This window comes from Streptomyces sp. NBC_01166 (genome assembly GCF_045039765.1).
Classification (GTDB): domain Bacteria; phylum Actinomycetota; class Actinomycetes; order Streptomycetales; family Streptomycetaceae; genus Streptomyces.
Genome location: NZ_CP108614.1, coordinates 256,967 through 272,667, shown reverse-complemented (window position 1 = coordinate 272,667; position 15,701 = coordinate 256,967). Strand labels below are relative to the sequence as shown.

General features: G+C 68.0%; 14 protein-coding genes. 10 read left to right on the top strand and 4 right to left on the bottom strand.

The features are described 5' to 3' along the window. Positions 1-159: 159 nt before the first annotated feature. Positions 160-888: a TetR/AcrR family transcriptional regulator gene (locus OG379_RS40990; protein WP_331735498.1), complete on the bottom strand. Its 729-nt coding sequence runs from the start codon at positions 886-888 to the stop codon at positions 160-162. Between the two features lie 240 nt (positions 889-1,128). Between OG379_RS40990 and OG379_RS40985 the strand changes: the two genes are divergently transcribed. From OG379_RS40985 to OG379_RS40975, 3 genes are all read left to right on the top strand, one after another. Then, positions 1,129-1,716 (top strand): flavodoxin family protein, encoded by a 588-nt coding sequence (locus OG379_RS40985; protein ID WP_331735496.1) that lies wholly within the window; start codon positions 1,129-1,131, stop codon positions 1,714-1,716. Between the two features lie 53 nt (positions 1,717-1,769). Next, the gene (locus OG379_RS40980; RefSeq protein ID WP_331735494.1) at positions 1,770-2,759 is read left to right on the top strand and encodes an aldo/keto reductase; all 990 of its coding nucleotides are present in this window, start codon (positions 1,770-1,772) and stop codon (positions 2,757-2,759) included. Positions 2,760-3,083: 324 nt separating this feature from the next. Further along, positions 3,084-3,944, top strand: a complete 861-nt coding sequence (locus OG379_RS40975; protein WP_331735492.1) for a GNAT family N-acetyltransferase — start codon at positions 3,084-3,086, stop codon at positions 3,942-3,944. 77 nt (positions 3,945-4,021) lie between these two features. Here the strand turns inward: OG379_RS40975 and OG379_RS40970 are convergent, their stop codons facing one another. The 3 genes from OG379_RS40970 to OG379_RS40960 form a co-directional block, all read right to left on the bottom strand. Next, on the bottom strand, positions 4,022-5,014 hold the full coding sequence (locus OG379_RS40970) for a hypothetical protein (protein WP_331735490.1): 993 nt from the start codon (positions 5,012-5,014) through the stop codon (positions 4,022-4,024). Beyond that, positions 5,011-5,547, bottom strand: a complete 537-nt coding sequence (locus tag OG379_RS40965) for a hypothetical protein (protein WP_405669019.1) — start codon at positions 5,545-5,547, stop codon at positions 5,011-5,013. Before OG379_RS40965 ends, OG379_RS40970 begins: the two co-directional genes overlap by 4 nt. 450 nt (positions 5,548-5,997) lie before the next feature. After that, positions 5,998-7,521 (bottom strand): RNA-guided endonuclease InsQ/TnpB family protein, encoded by a 1,524-nt coding sequence (locus OG379_RS40960; RefSeq protein WP_405669018.1) that lies wholly within the window; start codon positions 7,519-7,521, stop codon positions 5,998-6,000. 288 nt (positions 7,522-7,809) lie between these two features. On the opposite strand from OG379_RS40960, the gene OG379_RS40955 reads away from it, so the two are divergent. From OG379_RS40955 to OG379_RS40925, 7 genes are all read left to right on the top strand, one after another. Then, on the top strand, positions 7,810-9,726 hold the full coding sequence (locus tag OG379_RS40955) for a hypothetical protein (protein ID WP_331735486.1): 1,917 nt from the start codon (positions 7,810-7,812) through the stop codon (positions 9,724-9,726). Positions 9,727-9,822: 96 nt separating this feature from the next. Next, entirely contained in the window at positions 9,823-10,629 is an 807-nt protein-coding gene (locus OG379_RS40950) for a hypothetical protein (RefSeq protein WP_331735485.1), read from the top strand. Positions 10,630-10,865: 236 nt separating this feature from the next. Next, positions 10,866-11,663 carry an immunity 49 family protein gene (locus OG379_RS40945; RefSeq protein ID WP_405669017.1) on the top strand — a complete coding sequence of 266 codons (798 nt, stop codon included), beginning with the start codon at positions 10,866-10,868 and terminating at the stop codon, positions 11,661-11,663. 407 nt (positions 11,664-12,070) lie between these two features. Then, positions 12,071-12,313, top strand: a complete 243-nt coding sequence (locus OG379_RS40940; RefSeq protein WP_405669015.1) for a hypothetical protein — start codon at positions 12,071-12,073, stop codon at positions 12,311-12,313. Then, positions 12,310-12,663, top strand: a complete 354-nt coding sequence (locus OG379_RS40935) for a hypothetical protein (protein ID WP_405669013.1) — start codon at positions 12,310-12,312, stop codon at positions 12,661-12,663. Before OG379_RS40940 ends, OG379_RS40935 begins: the two co-directional genes overlap by 4 nt. 129 nt (positions 12,664-12,792) lie before the next feature. Then, positions 12,793-13,203, top strand: a complete 411-nt coding sequence (locus OG379_RS40930) for a conjugal transfer protein TraB (protein WP_331735478.1) — start codon at positions 12,793-12,795, stop codon at positions 13,201-13,203. 80 nt (positions 13,204-13,283) lie between these two features. Next, positions 13,284-15,515 carry a chromosome segregation protein ParM gene (locus OG379_RS40925; protein ID WP_331735476.1) on the top strand — a complete coding sequence of 744 codons (2,232 nt, stop codon included), beginning with the start codon at positions 13,284-13,286 and terminating at the stop codon, positions 15,513-15,515. Positions 15,516-15,701: the final 186 nt, after the last annotated feature.

Genomic DNA, 15,701 nt, shown 5'->3' with positions numbered 1-15,701 from the left:
GTTGTCACCGGCCGGACTGCAAGCCCTTATGGCGACGTAGGCCGTGAGGTGCGTACGGCTGGATGATCTGGCTCGTGGCGAAGGGCAGCCGACTGCTGGAGGGCCTTGCAGCCGACCTCCGTGATTGAACGCCCACCCCTGCGGAGCAGGCGGTCCGGTTCAGGCTGCCAGCTGCTGAAGCCATTCGCGGAGCAGCGCCGTCTCGGTGTCTCGCAGGGTCAACCCCGCGTCGGCAGCGGCGGGTTTGGTGGTGAGCGCGGTTTCCAGTGCGGCGTCGAGGGCGAGTGCGCGCGAGGCCAGGTCTGACCCGGATGAGGCGGGCGGGTCCGTGGTGATCGAGGCGATGACGGTGTCCCGCAGTCGTGCGGACGTGGTCAGGTCCCGTTCCGAGGGCTCTTCGCCGATCAGTGCCAGCGTGGCGCCCGTTGTCGCAGCGTGGATGACGCGGGTCGCCTGCTTCACCGGAACCCGAAGGCGTCCGGCCTCGGCCGCCCGGCCCAGCAGTGTGACCAGCAGGGCGTGTGCCTCGTCCGCGGCCGGGGGTCGCCGCCCGGGCTGCACTGTGCCGTACATGAGCATGTAGAACGCGGGGTGCCGCACTCCGAAGTCGACGTGCAGGTCCCAGCCGCGGTAGAGGTCGGCCACAGGGTCGTCGGGGGTCAGCGCCAGTGCTTCGCGTTTCTCGGCCAGGTACGTCTCGAACCCGTAGGCGGCCAGCTCGGCCAGGAGTCCGTCCTTGTCGTCGAACATCCGGTACAGCGCGGGGGCGGTGATGCCTGCGGCTGCGGAGACAGCGCGGGTGGAGACCGCCTCGCTGCCGCCCTCTTCCAAAAGCTTGGCGGCCACCTGCAGCACCTGGCGCCGCGCGGCGCGTCGTTCCTCGTTCATGGAACAACGATATCCGATTTTGCGTATCGCCGCCTTATCGGTGATACGGTTGCAACCGGAACGACGATCCACGCTGATGCGGTCGGCCTTGGCCCGCGGCATCTGGGCAATGCGCCGCACCCCGGCCGGTGCCGTCGGCCCTCACTCGTGGAGCCGTGCGGCCGACCGCCGCAGCGGGCAACGCGTCGTCCGCCGGACCACCACCGAACACGCCGCCATCGCGGCAGGAGAGGAATACCCATGTCCGACATCTCGATCGTCATCGCGTCGCATTCCGGCTACGGCCACACCGCGCAGATCGCCACAGCCGTCGCGGACGGCGCGCGCTCCATCGCCGGGACACAGGTCCAGCCCGTGGACGTCGCCTCCCTCAGCGACTCTGACTGGGAACTGATGGACGCCGCGGACGCCATCATCTTCGGCACCCCCACCTACATGGGCACCGCGTCCGGGGCGTTCCACGCCTTCGCCGAGGCCAGCAGCAAGCGGTGGATGACCCGCGCCTGGAGCGACAAGCTCGCGGCGGGATTCACCAACTCCGGCTCCATGAGCGGCGACAAGCTGCACACCCTGCAGTACCTCTCGCTCCTGGCGGCCCAGCACGGAATGCTCTGGGTGAGCCTGAACCTTCTGCCGGGCTGGAACACCACCACCTCCAGCCCCCAGGACGACAACCGCCTCGGCTTCTACCTCGGTGCCGGCGCGCAGAGCTTCAACGACACCCCCGCAGTCCACGACGCGGACCTGAACACCGCCCGCCACCTCGGCCGGCGCGTCGCCGAGCACACCCGCATCCACCGCGCCGGACTGGCCGCCGCAGCGCACTGACCCAGCGGGTCGCTAGAAATCTACCTTCCAGACTTCTTTCAGAGGAGTGCGTCATGCAGCACCGGACACTGGGAAGCCAAGGCCTTGAGGTCGCGGCGATCGGCTACGGCGCGATGGGCCTGACCATGGCTTATGGACCCACCGACGCGGAGGCCGGCGTCGCCGCCCTCCGCCGCGCCCACGACCTGGGCGTCACCTTCTTCGACACCGCCGAGATGTACGGCTGGGGCACCGGATCCAACGAGATCCTGGTCGGCAAGGCAGTCAAGGACTTCCGCGACGACGTGGTCCTGGCCACCAAGTTCGGGGTCGACATGTCCGTGCCCCCGGAGCAGATCGGCGGCCCTCTCAACAGCCGGCCCGACAACATCCGCAAGGTCGCCGACAACAGCCTGCGCTACCTCGGCGTGGATCACCTCGGCGTCTTCTACCAGCACCGCGTCGACCCCGAAGTGCCCATCGAGGAGGTCGCGGGCACCGTCAAGGAACTGATCGACGCGGGCAAGGTGAAGTACTTCGGCCTCAGCGAGGCCGGACCCGAGACGATCCGCAAGGCGCACGCCGTGCAGCCGGTCTCCGTCCTGCAGACCGAGTACTCCCTGTTCGAACGGGACACCGAGCAGCTCTTCCCCACCCTGGACGAACTCGGCATCGGCTTCGTCGCCTACTCCCCCCTCGGCCGCGGGTTCATCACCGGCACCGCCAAGCCCGCCGGCCAGTACGAAGGCAGCGACATACGCAATGTCGACCCGCGCTGGCAGCCGGGCAACTTCGAGAAGAACGTCGAAGCCGTCGACCGGCTCGCCGAACTCGCGGCGGCCAGGGGCGCCACCGTCTCCCAGCTCGCACTGGCCTGGCTTCTGACCCGGGGCGAGCACATCGTGCCCATCCCCGGCACCCGCAGCCCAAAGCGCATCGAGGAAAACACCGCCGCCGCCGACCTCACCCTCACCGACACCGACCTCAAGACCATCGACGAGCTCCTGCCTCACGGCGGCTTCGGCGCCCGCTACGCCGGAGGGCACGTGCCCACCTGGACCTGAGATGTGGTTCCTTCCGAGTGCGGACAGACCGCCGAAGCAGATCACTGTGTCTCAGCCCATCGCCCGGCCGCAGGTTACAGATCATGATCCGCAAGCAGCGTGGCGGGGCTTTTTGAAAGCCTGGTCCCAGAGCACGTGGTCTCCAGCCCAGCGCGTCTCCCCGCCATGGCCTTATGGAACCGTCCCAGACAGTCACGGGCTTTCGGTCTCGCTACTGGTGACAGAAAGGCTGCTGAATGAGCGTTTGTGACAAGTCGCGTGCCTCATTGGTGACAACCAGGCTGCTTCGACCGGTCCTATTCATCAGCTCAACCGGCTCTGCAGGTGACAACAACTGAGCTTCGGCTCACGTGGCGCCGGGGCCGCGGTTGGTACGCCGACCCGGGCTTCGTCCGCTCCGCGTGGTTCCCATGGCTGTTCACCACCATGCAGGGCGTCGCCTACAGTGCCCCGCGCGTCAATACCAACGTCTTCATGCTGATCTTCGGCTGGGGGATGTTCATCTACGCCGGGATGGTCGCCCTGTACTCCCTGGGGAACGCGCTGTGGGACATCGACGACGATGGAGCCGCGCCTTGCACCAGCGGTACAGCTCCCGAGATCCCTCGTCCGCAGGCGGCCAGTGCCTCTGCCCCCGTCGAACGTACCGACCGTCCGGCGGCAGGTGGCAGACGAACCGGACACGGCGCCGGGCCTGCTCTGCGCCCAGCGGACACAGGAAATCCCTGCTACAAGGCCTGGCTTGACCAGTCGCTGCGCGAGCTCAATCAAGCGGCCACTGACCAGGAGCAGAGCGCGTGGGCCGATGCCCTGGCCCAGGAAGTGCGGGCCACCTACCCGGGTGTACATGTCAGCCTCAGGATGGATCGTGGGTATCTTCTGCTGTTCTTGATCGTCCTTCCCAAGCAGCTGCAAGGCAGCGGGCTCGGCACGCGCGTCATGGAGCACCTCACCTCCGCAGCCGACATGCGTGGAGTAGGGATGACGCTCAATCCGAGCGGAAATTTCGGCGCGGATCCGGACCGACTCCACGACTTCTACCGACGCCTCGGTTTCGTCACGAACAAATGGCGCGGTGAGATCGGTGCCGCATCGGAAGTCATGGTCCGCGTACCACGCAACTCCGCAGCGGCTGTCGAAAGCCCCGTTTGCTTCGACAGTTGCTGTGAAGAAGGCACAAGCTGACGCAGCTGGCCCAGCGGGGTGGGAGTCGACCCGACTCTGGCTGCCCCACCCCGGCGTAGGCATCTGCTGGAGTGCGATTACCAGGGGCGGAGCTCGGTGGTCAGTTCCTCCCACCACCGATATTGGTGTTCGTCTTCGGGATCGGGGCAGGGACCGAGGGCGAGGACCTTGTCGTCGACGTGGTAGGTGAGGCGGTAGAGCAGGACGCGGGTCGCGCACTCGAGCCAGCGTTCGGTGTCTCGTGCTGGTGGGGCCGAACCGAGGACGGTGGCGAACCACGCGGGCAGGAGCAGGCGGTTGCTGACGGCGTCAGCCAGTTTGCTGCGTAGCGCCAGCGTGAGGCGTTGTTCCGCGCGCCGGCCGGCGGCAATGGCCGGCTGTTTGTCAGCGGTGGCCGCCCGGTCCGCGGCGAGTGCCCCAGTAGACATGCGTGCCTCGGAAGCCTGCCGGGCCAGGCCCTGCCGCTCGGTCACCTCGCGCACGATGACAGAGCGCAGCTCGGTGGCGGCCTTGGCATGGGGCTGGGTGGTGTAGGGGGTGGAGAGCAGCGTGCCGACCAGGGCGACGGCTTCCTCCCGGGTGGCCTGGTGCCGGGCCTGGGCGTCGTGGAAGCGTTGCACCCGGTTCTTGTGGTGGGTGCGGAGGGTGCTGGTGAGGAGGGCGTCAGCGGCGTCCCAGCCGGACTCCATCGTGGCGGCCAGGGCGTGCTGGTCCTTGGTGTAGGTGTCCAGGTCCGCGGCAGGGACGTTCCCGGCGGCCATGATCTGGCCTTCCAGCAGCCGCACGTGCTGGGTAAGCCTCTTCACCGTCCGCTCCGCGGCCTTGACGCGGTCATCGAGCTCGTCGGCCCGGCCGTCGACTTCCTCAGTCGTGGTCTCCAGGCCGGAGATGTCGTCGCGAAGGGAACGCAGCTCGTGGTCCAGGTCCTCGGTATAGCCGAACCGGGACTTCAACCGCTCGTGCTCGCCCTCCAGATCGTCCAGCCGGCTGTCGAGGTCGCTCACTCGCCGGTCGGTATCGCGGACCCGCCGCTCGGTGTCCCGGAACTGGGAGTCCAAAGCGTCGCTCACTTCCCCGCCCCCTGTCCGTCCGCGACCGCTGTGCCCACAACGGCCCAGCCGATCAGGAAGGCGACGATGAACCAGGGCGACAAGACGCCCAGGACGACCAGGACGAGCAGCGCCCCCACCGCGTGCAGAGCGATGGACGCGTTACGGCGGGCGAGGTGGTTCTTCACGGTCGCTTCGAGCCGCCAGCCGCAGAGAGTGCCCACCAGGTGCGGCACGACCAGGGCGTACCACCCGTCCGAGTATCCCAGCAGGTGGAAGACTACGATCAGGGCGATCGCCACCGCGCTCTGGGCCCGCCAGGACCAGAGGATGACCTTCTGGCTGCGCAGGCGTTGTGGTTCGGCAAGCAGGGCCGGCATCTTCTGCTCGTACGCCATCAGGGCTTGCGCGCGTTCCATCAGGATGTCGAACGCCTCGTCCGGAACGCCCCCGTCGTGGTCCTGGACGCCGGTACGGGCGTGCTGATCGGCCAGAGCACGTTCCAGCTTCTGGTGCTCCTGGTGCACCTCGTGTTCCGTACGCGCTTCGTCCACCGGCCCCCCTCGCTCCGAGCCCTCCCCCGGCTTTCCGGAAGCGGGCGGAACGAGTATCGCGACAGCCGGACAGGCCTGCTGGATCTTGACGAAGGATGGCGCAAACCCCACCATCACGGCCTGAACCAGGAGCTTGGACCAGCTGCCGGACTGAGCTCATCCGGTCATCCCCTGCACGCCCGGGCCATGGGTGTACCGGGCACCCGAGCGCTTCGCGCTGCACGGTCATCCCCTGCGCGCCCCGGGCCGGAGGCCGGGTCGTTGCGGCCGACGGAATTCCCACGCGGTCAGCCCCTGCGCGCCCGGGCCGGAGCACCGGAAAACGTGCACCGAAGCCTTCGGCGTCGGTCATCCCCTGCGCGCCCGGGCCGGAGCAACTCCCGCTGGTCTACTGGCTGGTAGGGGGCGGTCATCCCTTGCGCGCCGGGCCGGAGCTTTCCGACCTGCAATTCAGAACAGCTTTGCCTGTTCTTGACGCGGGTTGGGGGATGTCGGCAGATTGCTCTGCCGAGGTGGCACCATTCCCGGAGGACTGGTGTCTTCCCGTTTCACTGTCTCCTGCTTCCGGCCCCGAGGGGCCGGGAGTCTGACAGAGACTCCACGGGCGTTTTTCGTCTCCCCTGTACCGGGGGCGACGTGTGGAGCGGAGGGTGCGACGGCGTGGCGTTCGATGTTGCGGGCTGCGTTGAGGTCCCGGTCCATGGAGAGGCCGCAGGTGTCGCAGGTGAATACCCGGTCGGCGAGGGTCTGGCGTGGGTTTTGCCAGCCGCATGCCGAGCAGGTCTTGCTGGAGGGCCACCAGCGGTCGAGGACCGCGAGTTGGGAGCCGTACCAGGAAGCTTTGTAGGTGAGCTGCCGTCGCAGCTCACCGGGGGCCGAGTCGAGGATGGCCCGGTTCAGTCCCGTCTTCTGCCGGACGTTCTTACCAGGGCGCTCCTGGGTGCCGCGGGCGGAACGTGTCATGCCGGAGACGTGCAGGTCTTCGATAGCGACCGTGGCGAAGCGGCTGGTGAGCTGCTTGGTCAGGAGGTGCAGTGCGCTGTTGCGGCGGAGTGCGACTTCGTGGTGGAGACGTCCGACGCGGCGTCTGGCCTTGTCCCGCCGCGCGGATCCCTTCTTGGTTCGCGACAGCGCCTTCTGTGCCTTGGCCAGGCGCCGGCCGGCGGTCCGCAGGGGACGCGAGTTGGGGACGAGCATGGAGGCTGGCTCGTCGTCGATAAGGGGGCGGGAGAGTCCGGCCAAGACCTTGACGCCGAGATCGACGCCGACGGTGCCGCGGGCCCTTTGCGCCTTGCTCGGCTGGTCAGGAACGCTCACGGCGACTTTGCACAGGACGGATGCGTACCAACGGTGTCCGCCTCGGGAGACAGTCACCGACTGCACGACGGCCTCACCCTTGCCGATAAGGCGCTGGAGGCGTTTCGCGGACTCGTGGAGGCGGACCTCGCCGAATGTTGGGAGGCGTAGGCGCCGGTAGGTGGCCAGTCGGATGCCGGGCTTGTTCACGTTGTGGTGGAGGCGGAAGCTGTCGCGTGCGCGGCCGCGCTTCTTGAAGCGTGGGTAGCCCACGCGGCGCCCGGCCCGGGTGCCCTTGAACGAGGTCAGCCAGTTCTTCCACGCCGTGTCAGCGTCCAGGAAACCCGACTGGAACACGTACGTGTTGACTTCGTGCCACCACGGGCAGACCCCTTCGAGGCCGGCCCGGGTGTCGCCGCGCTCAGCGACGAACGCCTTGTACACCGACGGCTTGCTCGGAATGGGAACACGGACCCTCTTCCGGGCCTCCGCCTCCGGCTCCCCGGCCTCCACCAGTGCAGCGACTTCGGCTCGCCACTCCTCGTGGGAACGCCGCTTGGCAGCTAGGGCGTAGTTGAACGCCAGCCGCGCATTCCCCGCCCATCGCAGCAACTGCTGCTCCTGAGCCGGCGTGGGGTCCAGAGCGAACCGGAACGCCTTCAACACCTCGGTCCGCACAAGAACACCCCCCAAACGACTCGCTGTGGCTAGGTGATTGCACACGGTAGAGGACTCCACTGACAATCCACCCCTCAGTGGCCCTGAACTTGCGCCTTCGGGCTCAGAAGACCGGCAGCCAGCGACGGGAGAGGGTCCGTCGCGTTGACTACGCTTATCGAGTTTCAGCGCGACTCTCCGTGACGCTCGATAGGCTGAGCATCTGATCGTGATCTGCCTCTTCCCGCGTCCGTCGGGGAGCTCTCGCGTGGGCGGGCGAGGTGGGCTGTGCTGGCGAGGGGGCTGGCGATGGGCATTGACAACCGGCAGATCCAGACGGCTGTTCTGGATGATCCCGCGTCCGATGATCCGGTGGTCTGCCCGACGGAGGCCGATGAGCTCGACGAGTTCCGTGTGGAGTTCGACGGGACAACGTTCTGGTGCGGGGTCCTGCTGGGCGGGTGCGGAGGGCAGCTCCTGACGCGGCGGGGCAATGTCCGTGTCAGCCACTTCGCTCACTTCCCCGACCCTGACGGGCTGCTGCCCGAATGCGGGCGTCGCTCCCGGGGCGTGGCAAGCGCGGACCACCTCTACGTACGGACAGCCACCCAGAATTGGCTGCGCGGTCAAGGGCGCACCCCGCGCTACCGCTACATCGACCAGGACGACACCCCGGTCGGCTCCCTCGTGGAGATCGAACTGGAGGGGCACACGCTGCTGCTGCACATGGACCCCACCACGCCGCCCGAATGGGACGCCCTGAAGGCAGGCGACATCATTCTGGGTCCCGGGGTCCCCATCGATCACCGCACGCTGGCGCGCCGGGGCTACGTCCACCGGGTCAAGTTCGTCAGCGAGGGCAACCAGCGGGTCATGATCCTCGGCACCGAGCTGCCGTATGTGGGCACCGACTGGGACTTCGAGCTGACGGATTGCACCGTCGACGAGCACGGCCGGCTCATCACCCCCGTAGTCACGCGCTGGGAGGCCACACGCGCCGCCAAGCCACAGGCTCCCGTACCGCAGCCGCGTTCTGAGCAGGCAGAGGGGCGGGTGCAGATCGGCGCCCTGACCCGGCTCATTTACCACGCCGTACAGAAGAAGGAGACCGACGCCGCCCGCCAGCTGCGGGACACAGCACGGCTCCAGTTACCTCGCTGCGAGGGCCAGGCCCTCGAACACCTGCAACGCGCGATCGACCACGCGAACGACTGGATCCGCCAGCAGGACCGGGCCCGCCGACGGCTCTTCGACCGACTGGACGAAGCCGTTGGGTATGGACACGACCGCAACGTCTCAACGCTGATTCCCCTGGTCAAGAAGCTTCTCCTGAGCGATGCCGCGGCCACACCACAGGAGGCCGCAATTCTCCAGGCAGCCGAGGCGTTCCTCGAGGAAGCACTTCGTCGTGCTGCCCGGGAACGGCGTGCGGCCAGAGAACGGCGTGCGGCAGAGGACCGGAGGGAGGAAGCCCGCCGTGCCGCAGCCGAGGAGGAGCGCACAGCACGCCGAGCGGCAGCGCGCGAGGAGCGGCGGCTGCGCCGCGAGGCAGAGGATCAGGAGCGGGAAAACGAGACCGAGGCGCCGGCCCTGGATCGCAAAACGCGCAACAGGGCGCGAGGACGGGTTCAGAGCATCACCGGCCGCCTACGCCGTGAGGCGCTGTCCACAACACAACGGCAGGAGCTTGTTGAGGAGCTCGTGGTCGCGGCGAAGGATGCCGGAGACATCCTGTCCGCGGGTGAGCAGGAAAAAGTGAATGAGTGGACAGAGAAGGTCGCAGTCCCCACAGAGGCGCCGGCCGCTCCCACGGTTCCGTTCCCGGCCACACGGCCGCCATCGCAACCGGGCACCACCACAGCCCCTGTCACGCTGCCGACGCAACTCGTAAGCGCTGCGGCGGCTGTCCGGGGAGCCCTGAAGAAGGCAGCCAGGGAACGGACATCGACCAGCTGGAGCCGACTGGAGCACCAGCTCGGCTCCGCGCTGCCCTCCCTGAACAACAGCGAACGCGTCCAGGTCCTGGTCCAGGTCGACCGATCCACAGCAGACAACGAGCCGCTCCTGTCATCCCTGCTGGCAGCGGGCGACCCGCACTTCGCCTACCAGCACTACCGGCACGTCCTCATCGCGATCGGCCTGGACGCCCCGGACGACGACGAGGACCTGCGCGACGTCATCGAAGCCGACGCCGAACAAGTCTTCACCGACAGGCGCCCTCGCTAAACCGTGCGGAAGAAGCGCGAGAGTGCACCCGGCCCGGCAACGAGCGGCGCTGGGCCTCTCTATGTACGATCACGCGCAGCGCTATAGCCTCGGCCGGTGACCAACAGAGGAAGCCGAATAGCGGAGATCAATCCTCACCCCGAGCTCCCCCACTTTCAGGAGCTCTTGGACGGGACAGACTGGGCGTCGCTCGCCACTCCGTACGGGACCGGCGAGTCCCTGCCGGCCGCGCTTACCCGTCTCCTCGACCTCGATCCGGCCGTGAGGGCGGCCGCCGCCAATGACGCTCTCAACGAAGTGACCCACCAGAACAGCATCTACGAAGCCACCGTGCCCGTAGCTCTTTATGTGGCGGCCATCCTGAACCACCCGGCCACCGCCGCAGGTGAACACGCCCACGAGGCGGACCTCCAGCCGCGCCACCCCACCCGCGAGAGGCTACTGGACTGGCTCGGCTACACCGCCTACGACGCTGACGACGAGACCGTCGCCATAGGCGAACGCCATTTCGATGATGGCTTCCTCGACCGTTGCCCCGACATGCGGGCTTTCCGGGACCTGCGCCCAGTGATCTACTTCGCCGTTCAACCGTTCCTTACCAACGACGACGCGAAGGTGCGCGACGCGGCCCTCGTCGCGGCCATCCCCCTCGCAGAGCACCACGCCCTCACCGAGCACCAGAATGAGTTGGCTGACCACGCCCGCCGCCTTCTCAGCACCAGCACAGACAGATACAAACGCGACCGCGCACTGGACGCGCTGAATGCATGGGGCCACGACACCAACACCCTGGAAAACGCGAACGACACCGCTGCCCGTGAACTACGCACCCGCATGGAGGATCACGATCTGTGGTGGGCGGGCAACGGGACAGGCGGCTGCGCCGAAGACCCGCCGTTCTGACGAAACGGAACTCGCACGAGCGCTGACAGGATGTGCCGGACGGGGCGCCGAGCCCCGAGGGGGAGGAACAAGGGCATGCTGAGAGCCGGAACGGCCTGCGCCGAGGCGATCAATTTCCGGGATAACGGCGCGGTCCTCGAATACTTCAAGATCTGAATTTGACAGGGGAGATTGTGGCTACGAGCGTGTCCCGACAGAGCTATCCGACGGCTGCGATGGAGACGGTCCTTCCCGTCATGGAGAAATCCCTGGCCAGTTCGCTGCAGACCATCGAGTCCTCGCACGGCACCAGGAGCGCGTCGCTGACGACATCCTTGAACGTGGCGCGCATCCGCTGTGTCGGCGACCCGGACGCGGTGATGGTGGAGACCTGGGAGTCCTGGCTGCTGACTATGCAGGTGCACTCTGCGGTCTTCGCGGCCGCGTCCACCGATCAGGAGACGGTGACCTGCAAGATCCGCCAGGAGGAACGAGAGCTCACCGCTACCGGTCCGCAGCTCTACCTCAATGCGGGGACGTGGATCAACGCATTCTGCCTGGCGCTGATCTGCCGGGAGACAGCCCGCCTCGACATGCTGGCACGAGTGCCCATGTCGCTGCTGCGTGACTGCGGTGGCGTGTTGGACGAGTACGTCTACTCCTGGGTGGCTACCCTTCAGAGCTTCTGGCTGCGGCGGGACGATGTCAGCCAGCACCTGGTGAAGGCGGTGGACCTGAGCGCTCCAGAGTCAGCTCGCATCCTCGACGCCGAGACCATGGGAAAGCTGAAGTACCCCCCGATCATGATGTTCTACCGCTACCTGCGTAACGACGCGGCGGGTTTCAACCAAGCCCTGAACGACGCTCTGCGCTGGCACAAGGAGTACTGGACGGCCGACGAGGACCGCACCCAGAATATCGAAGGCGTCGTGGCCATCGCTCCGCTGGCGGTGGCGTGCCTGGCAAAGGCCGAAGGCATTCCGATCGAGGTCGAGTCCGGCTATCTGCCGGATGCACTGCTGGACTTCGCCTGGCGCGGCGAATTCGACGCCTAGTCTGCGGGCAGTAACGCCGTGGACCCGATCGTTCCCCGTTCCGCCGGGGGCGGAAACAGGGCGCCGCCGTGCTCCAGGCGGGCGTCCAGAAGCTTATCCATAGGCTATAGGCCGACCCTACAACCGCGCGCCGAGATCGCCGAGCGCTGAACCACGGACCATCCGATGCAACACGCTTGCCACAACACTCGTCGCCGTGGTCTGTCGCCTGCCTCTGAAGAAGAGCACGGCTCCGACAGCCCGAACCAGTACGGCTACGACGCCGAAACCCTCAAGCGGCCGAAGGCCTCGCCTGGGGCGACCCGCTCGTCGAGTCCACACCGGGACGCGGGAACACGGTCGTCGGCGGCGGCAAGACCGCCCTCGCCGCGAAGGCCCTGTCCGCGGCGGGCAAGGCGGGCCGCTTCGTGGACCCGATGACGTACGTCTTCAAGGGCGCGGGCTTCGGCCTGACCAAGGTCGGCGACGCGATGGCCGGCCTCAAGGGCCTGGGCACCATCGAGATACCGCCCCTGCTCGACAACGTCTTCACCCTCCCCAAGGCGCCGTACGCCTGCCCGACGGCACGATCGACCTCCCCGCGGGCGCGACACTCCCGGAGGGCGCGGTCCGACTCGCGGACGGCACGGTCAGACTCGCGGAGGGAGTGATCGATCTCGTGGCCGGAACCCTCACCAACGTCCCCAACCGCATCCCTCACGTGATGAGGACGGGCGCGGACGACGAGTTGGTGGCTGCGGCAGTTTGTCTGCGACAGGCCGTCGCTCCGGGGGAAGTGGTCGTCGTCAGCCGCGACATCGGCGTACGGACCCGTGCCCGCCCCTGGGGGCTGTCGGCACGGGCCCTGCCCGACACGTACCTGATCGAGGGCGGCGAACTTCGCCGGCAGGCGCTGGCCCGCCGTCTCGGCGAGGTCGGCGATCAAGTCGGTGACGGCGGCGGACACGTTGTGGTCCTCGGCAAAGGCCCGGCGGTGCGCCGAGCAGTGCGGCATCGCTAAGGAGGCCGCCAAGCTCGCGGCCACCCAGGTTGCCCGCGTCTACGGCGAGGACATGGACGCCAAGGAGGACGCGGACCTGACATCCGTGTCGGCCGCCGCCCACCACGACTAGGAAGGGAACACCCGCTGATGAGCGACCTCGAACCCCGCAGTAGCGGCACGGCTCCCGCTGACGGAGACAACCGCTACAAGTCCGTCCAGAGCAAGCTGGTCAGGCTCGGCAAGGCGATGGACGACGCCGGCCTCGAACTCGAGGCGCTGCGGCGCAGCATGCAGGCGAACGCGGCCCACACCCATGACGTCGCCGGCGATATTGAGAACGCCGACCTGGACGCCAGGTTCGTGGAGGTGACCAACCTCGTCTCGGTGGCCCTGGGTGGCGCCGCCGTGGAGGTCAAGGGGCTGTGCGACAGCGCGCAAGAGACCGCCGACCTCACCTACGAGACCAAGAGCACCCACTCCCGGCTGTATGGGGCGCTGGACGACATTCGCTCCAACCGGCGCGAGAAGACACCCCGGCCGGGCTTCTTCGACCGCTGACCGACCCCTCCGCCACCCTGCCGCGGGCGGCCCCGCAGACCTTGCGGGGCCGCCCGCGCCCGTTCCCGAAGGAGCAGCTGGTGACCACGCCGCGCAGTGTCGTGCTCGAACGACTCGCTTACACCCTCGCCGCGCCCGTGCTGGCCGTGGCCCCCAACCTCTACCCCGACAGCCCCGTCCACCAGGTCGTGCAGTTGGCCGGTGCCGCCGGGATCGGCGGCTGGCTCCTGGCGGCCAAGAGCGACGAGAGCGGTGCCGGACGCAAGATTCTGCGCTGGTCCCCGCTGGTCCTGGCCGCCGCCATCGACGTCACCGCCAAGATCACCACTGACTTCGGTCCGTACGGGATGGACGGGCTGCTCGCCGCCGGATGGGCGGCGGCCGGCTACCTGGTGATGCCGTTCTCCCGGCACGCCCGCCGCCGCCACCGCCCCGCCCTCGCGGCGCCGGCCCCGCAGCTGGCGCCCGCCGAAGCCCCGGAGCCCGCGGGCGCGGTGCCGGACGACGGAGCCGATCTGCTCACCCGCGAGGTGCGGATGATGTGGGAGAACGCCGGCATGCCCGGCCGTACGCACGTCGTCAAGGCCACCCGGCACCCCGGGATGCGGCACGACATGACGCTTCTGTTGCGCGCCTCGGAGACCGGACGGCCCATCACCGGCCTGTCCGAAGCAGCCGTAGCCGCTCCGTTCGCTGTGCCTTCCAGCGACGTCGTCCTGGCGGACGTCGCGGTCCAGCCCGGCCGGCAGGGAGGGCCGGGCTGGATGGAGGCCCGCATCACCCCCGATGCCAACCAGCGCCGCCGCACCAAGCCGACCGACCAGGAGCGTTGGACGGACAGGGTCGGCTCGCCCAAGGGCGGCGCCCCGGGCTCCGAGCTGGTTCACCGCACCCGCGACGACGTCCGGGAGGTGACGTTCTACCGGGCGAAGATGGCCGATGCGACGGCCACTCCGCGCATCGACCTGGCGAAGGTGTGCCGCGGCCTGGGGCTGCCCGAGGACGACAGTTGCGTGTTCGTCCTCATCGACGGCACCGAGTTCCTCATCAGCGCGTTCGACAAGCCCCCACTGTCCGCGATCTTCCCCGCCACCCGGGAGCTGCTGACTCCGGACGCCAAGGGCATGTACGTGTGCGGGTTCACGATCACCGGCCAGCCGGTGAAGAACATGGTGTTCCAACACGACAAGAACGCAGCCGCCCACGGCCTCATCCTGGGTGTGAGCCGCAGCGGGAAAACGCAGTTCTTCGCGATCAGCATGGCCGCGCAGTCCCTGTACGGCCAGGTGGTGTGGCTCTCCACCGTCCGCAAGGACGAGAAGACGTCCACGCTGGGGCGGTACATCGACCGGCAGGGCTCGAACGCCCTGTGGATGGCCCGCTCGCTGCGCGCGGCGAAGGCGCTGTGTGAGATCCGGGGGGAGATGCCCTGGCCGCACGACGGCCAGCCGCACGACTACAAGCCGGGCGACTCCCGCTGCCCCTACCGGCAGCTGAACGTCTACGCGGACGAGTTCATGACCGCCGCCCAGGACGGGGACTTCGGCGAGTTCATCCAGAAGGACGGGGACGACCTCACGGTCACCGGCCTGAAGTACGGGATCGGCTTCAACCCTGCGGGCCAGTCGCCGTTCGCGCACAACGGGTTCTCCACCGAGATGAAGGACAACCTCCGGCAGAACAGCCGGCCGACCATCTTCAACATGGGCTCCCCCGGTGCCACGCGTAAGGCGGCGGAGGGCACGATGGAGAACGCCTACGACGTGCCGACCATCCCGGCCCGCTACTCCCGAAACGAAGGCTCCGCGATCGAGCGGGCCATGAAGGGCGAGGCCGACCCCGAGAACGGGGTGAGCACCGGAGGCGTGGCCGTGATGGTCCTGGACAACGGGCGCGCCGTCCTCATGCGGTCGCTGTATGCGGATTTCGACACCGACCTCGCCGACCTGTTCCCCGACGACGTCAACCGCCTCACCGACCACGAGATCAGCGAGCTGGACAAGCGCGGCCTGTGGTTCGACTGGCACGAGCCCGTAAGGCCCGGCGAGTTCTGGCCCGAGCCTGAGGAGGACGGCGACGAAGACGGCGGCTCCGGCCGACGCGGAGGCAGCAAGGGAAAGCGCGGCAGCAAGGCAGGCAACAGCCGCCAGGCCGAGCCCCAGACGCTTCACCCCGACAGGCGCTGGAGGCCATCAAGAGCCTCAACAACGCCTGACCCGGCCCATCACCGGCGGGGCCCAGCCTGGCCGTCAACTGCAGCCTCGCCTCATCTGACTACGCCTCCGTCCACGGAGGGTCGGGGGTGTAGTTGAGACCGTCGCAGAAGCGGCAGTCCCACTCCGAAGGGACCTCCCACTTGTCGACCCAGAAGCCGACCTGCCTCCCCACAAAATAGTTGTCCCCACCACACCACCCACAGTCGAAGACGAACTCCACCCGCTCCCCCTCTCCGGCGCCTGTCAAGTCGAGGATGCCCGGGGCGCGGGCGCGGTGACCAC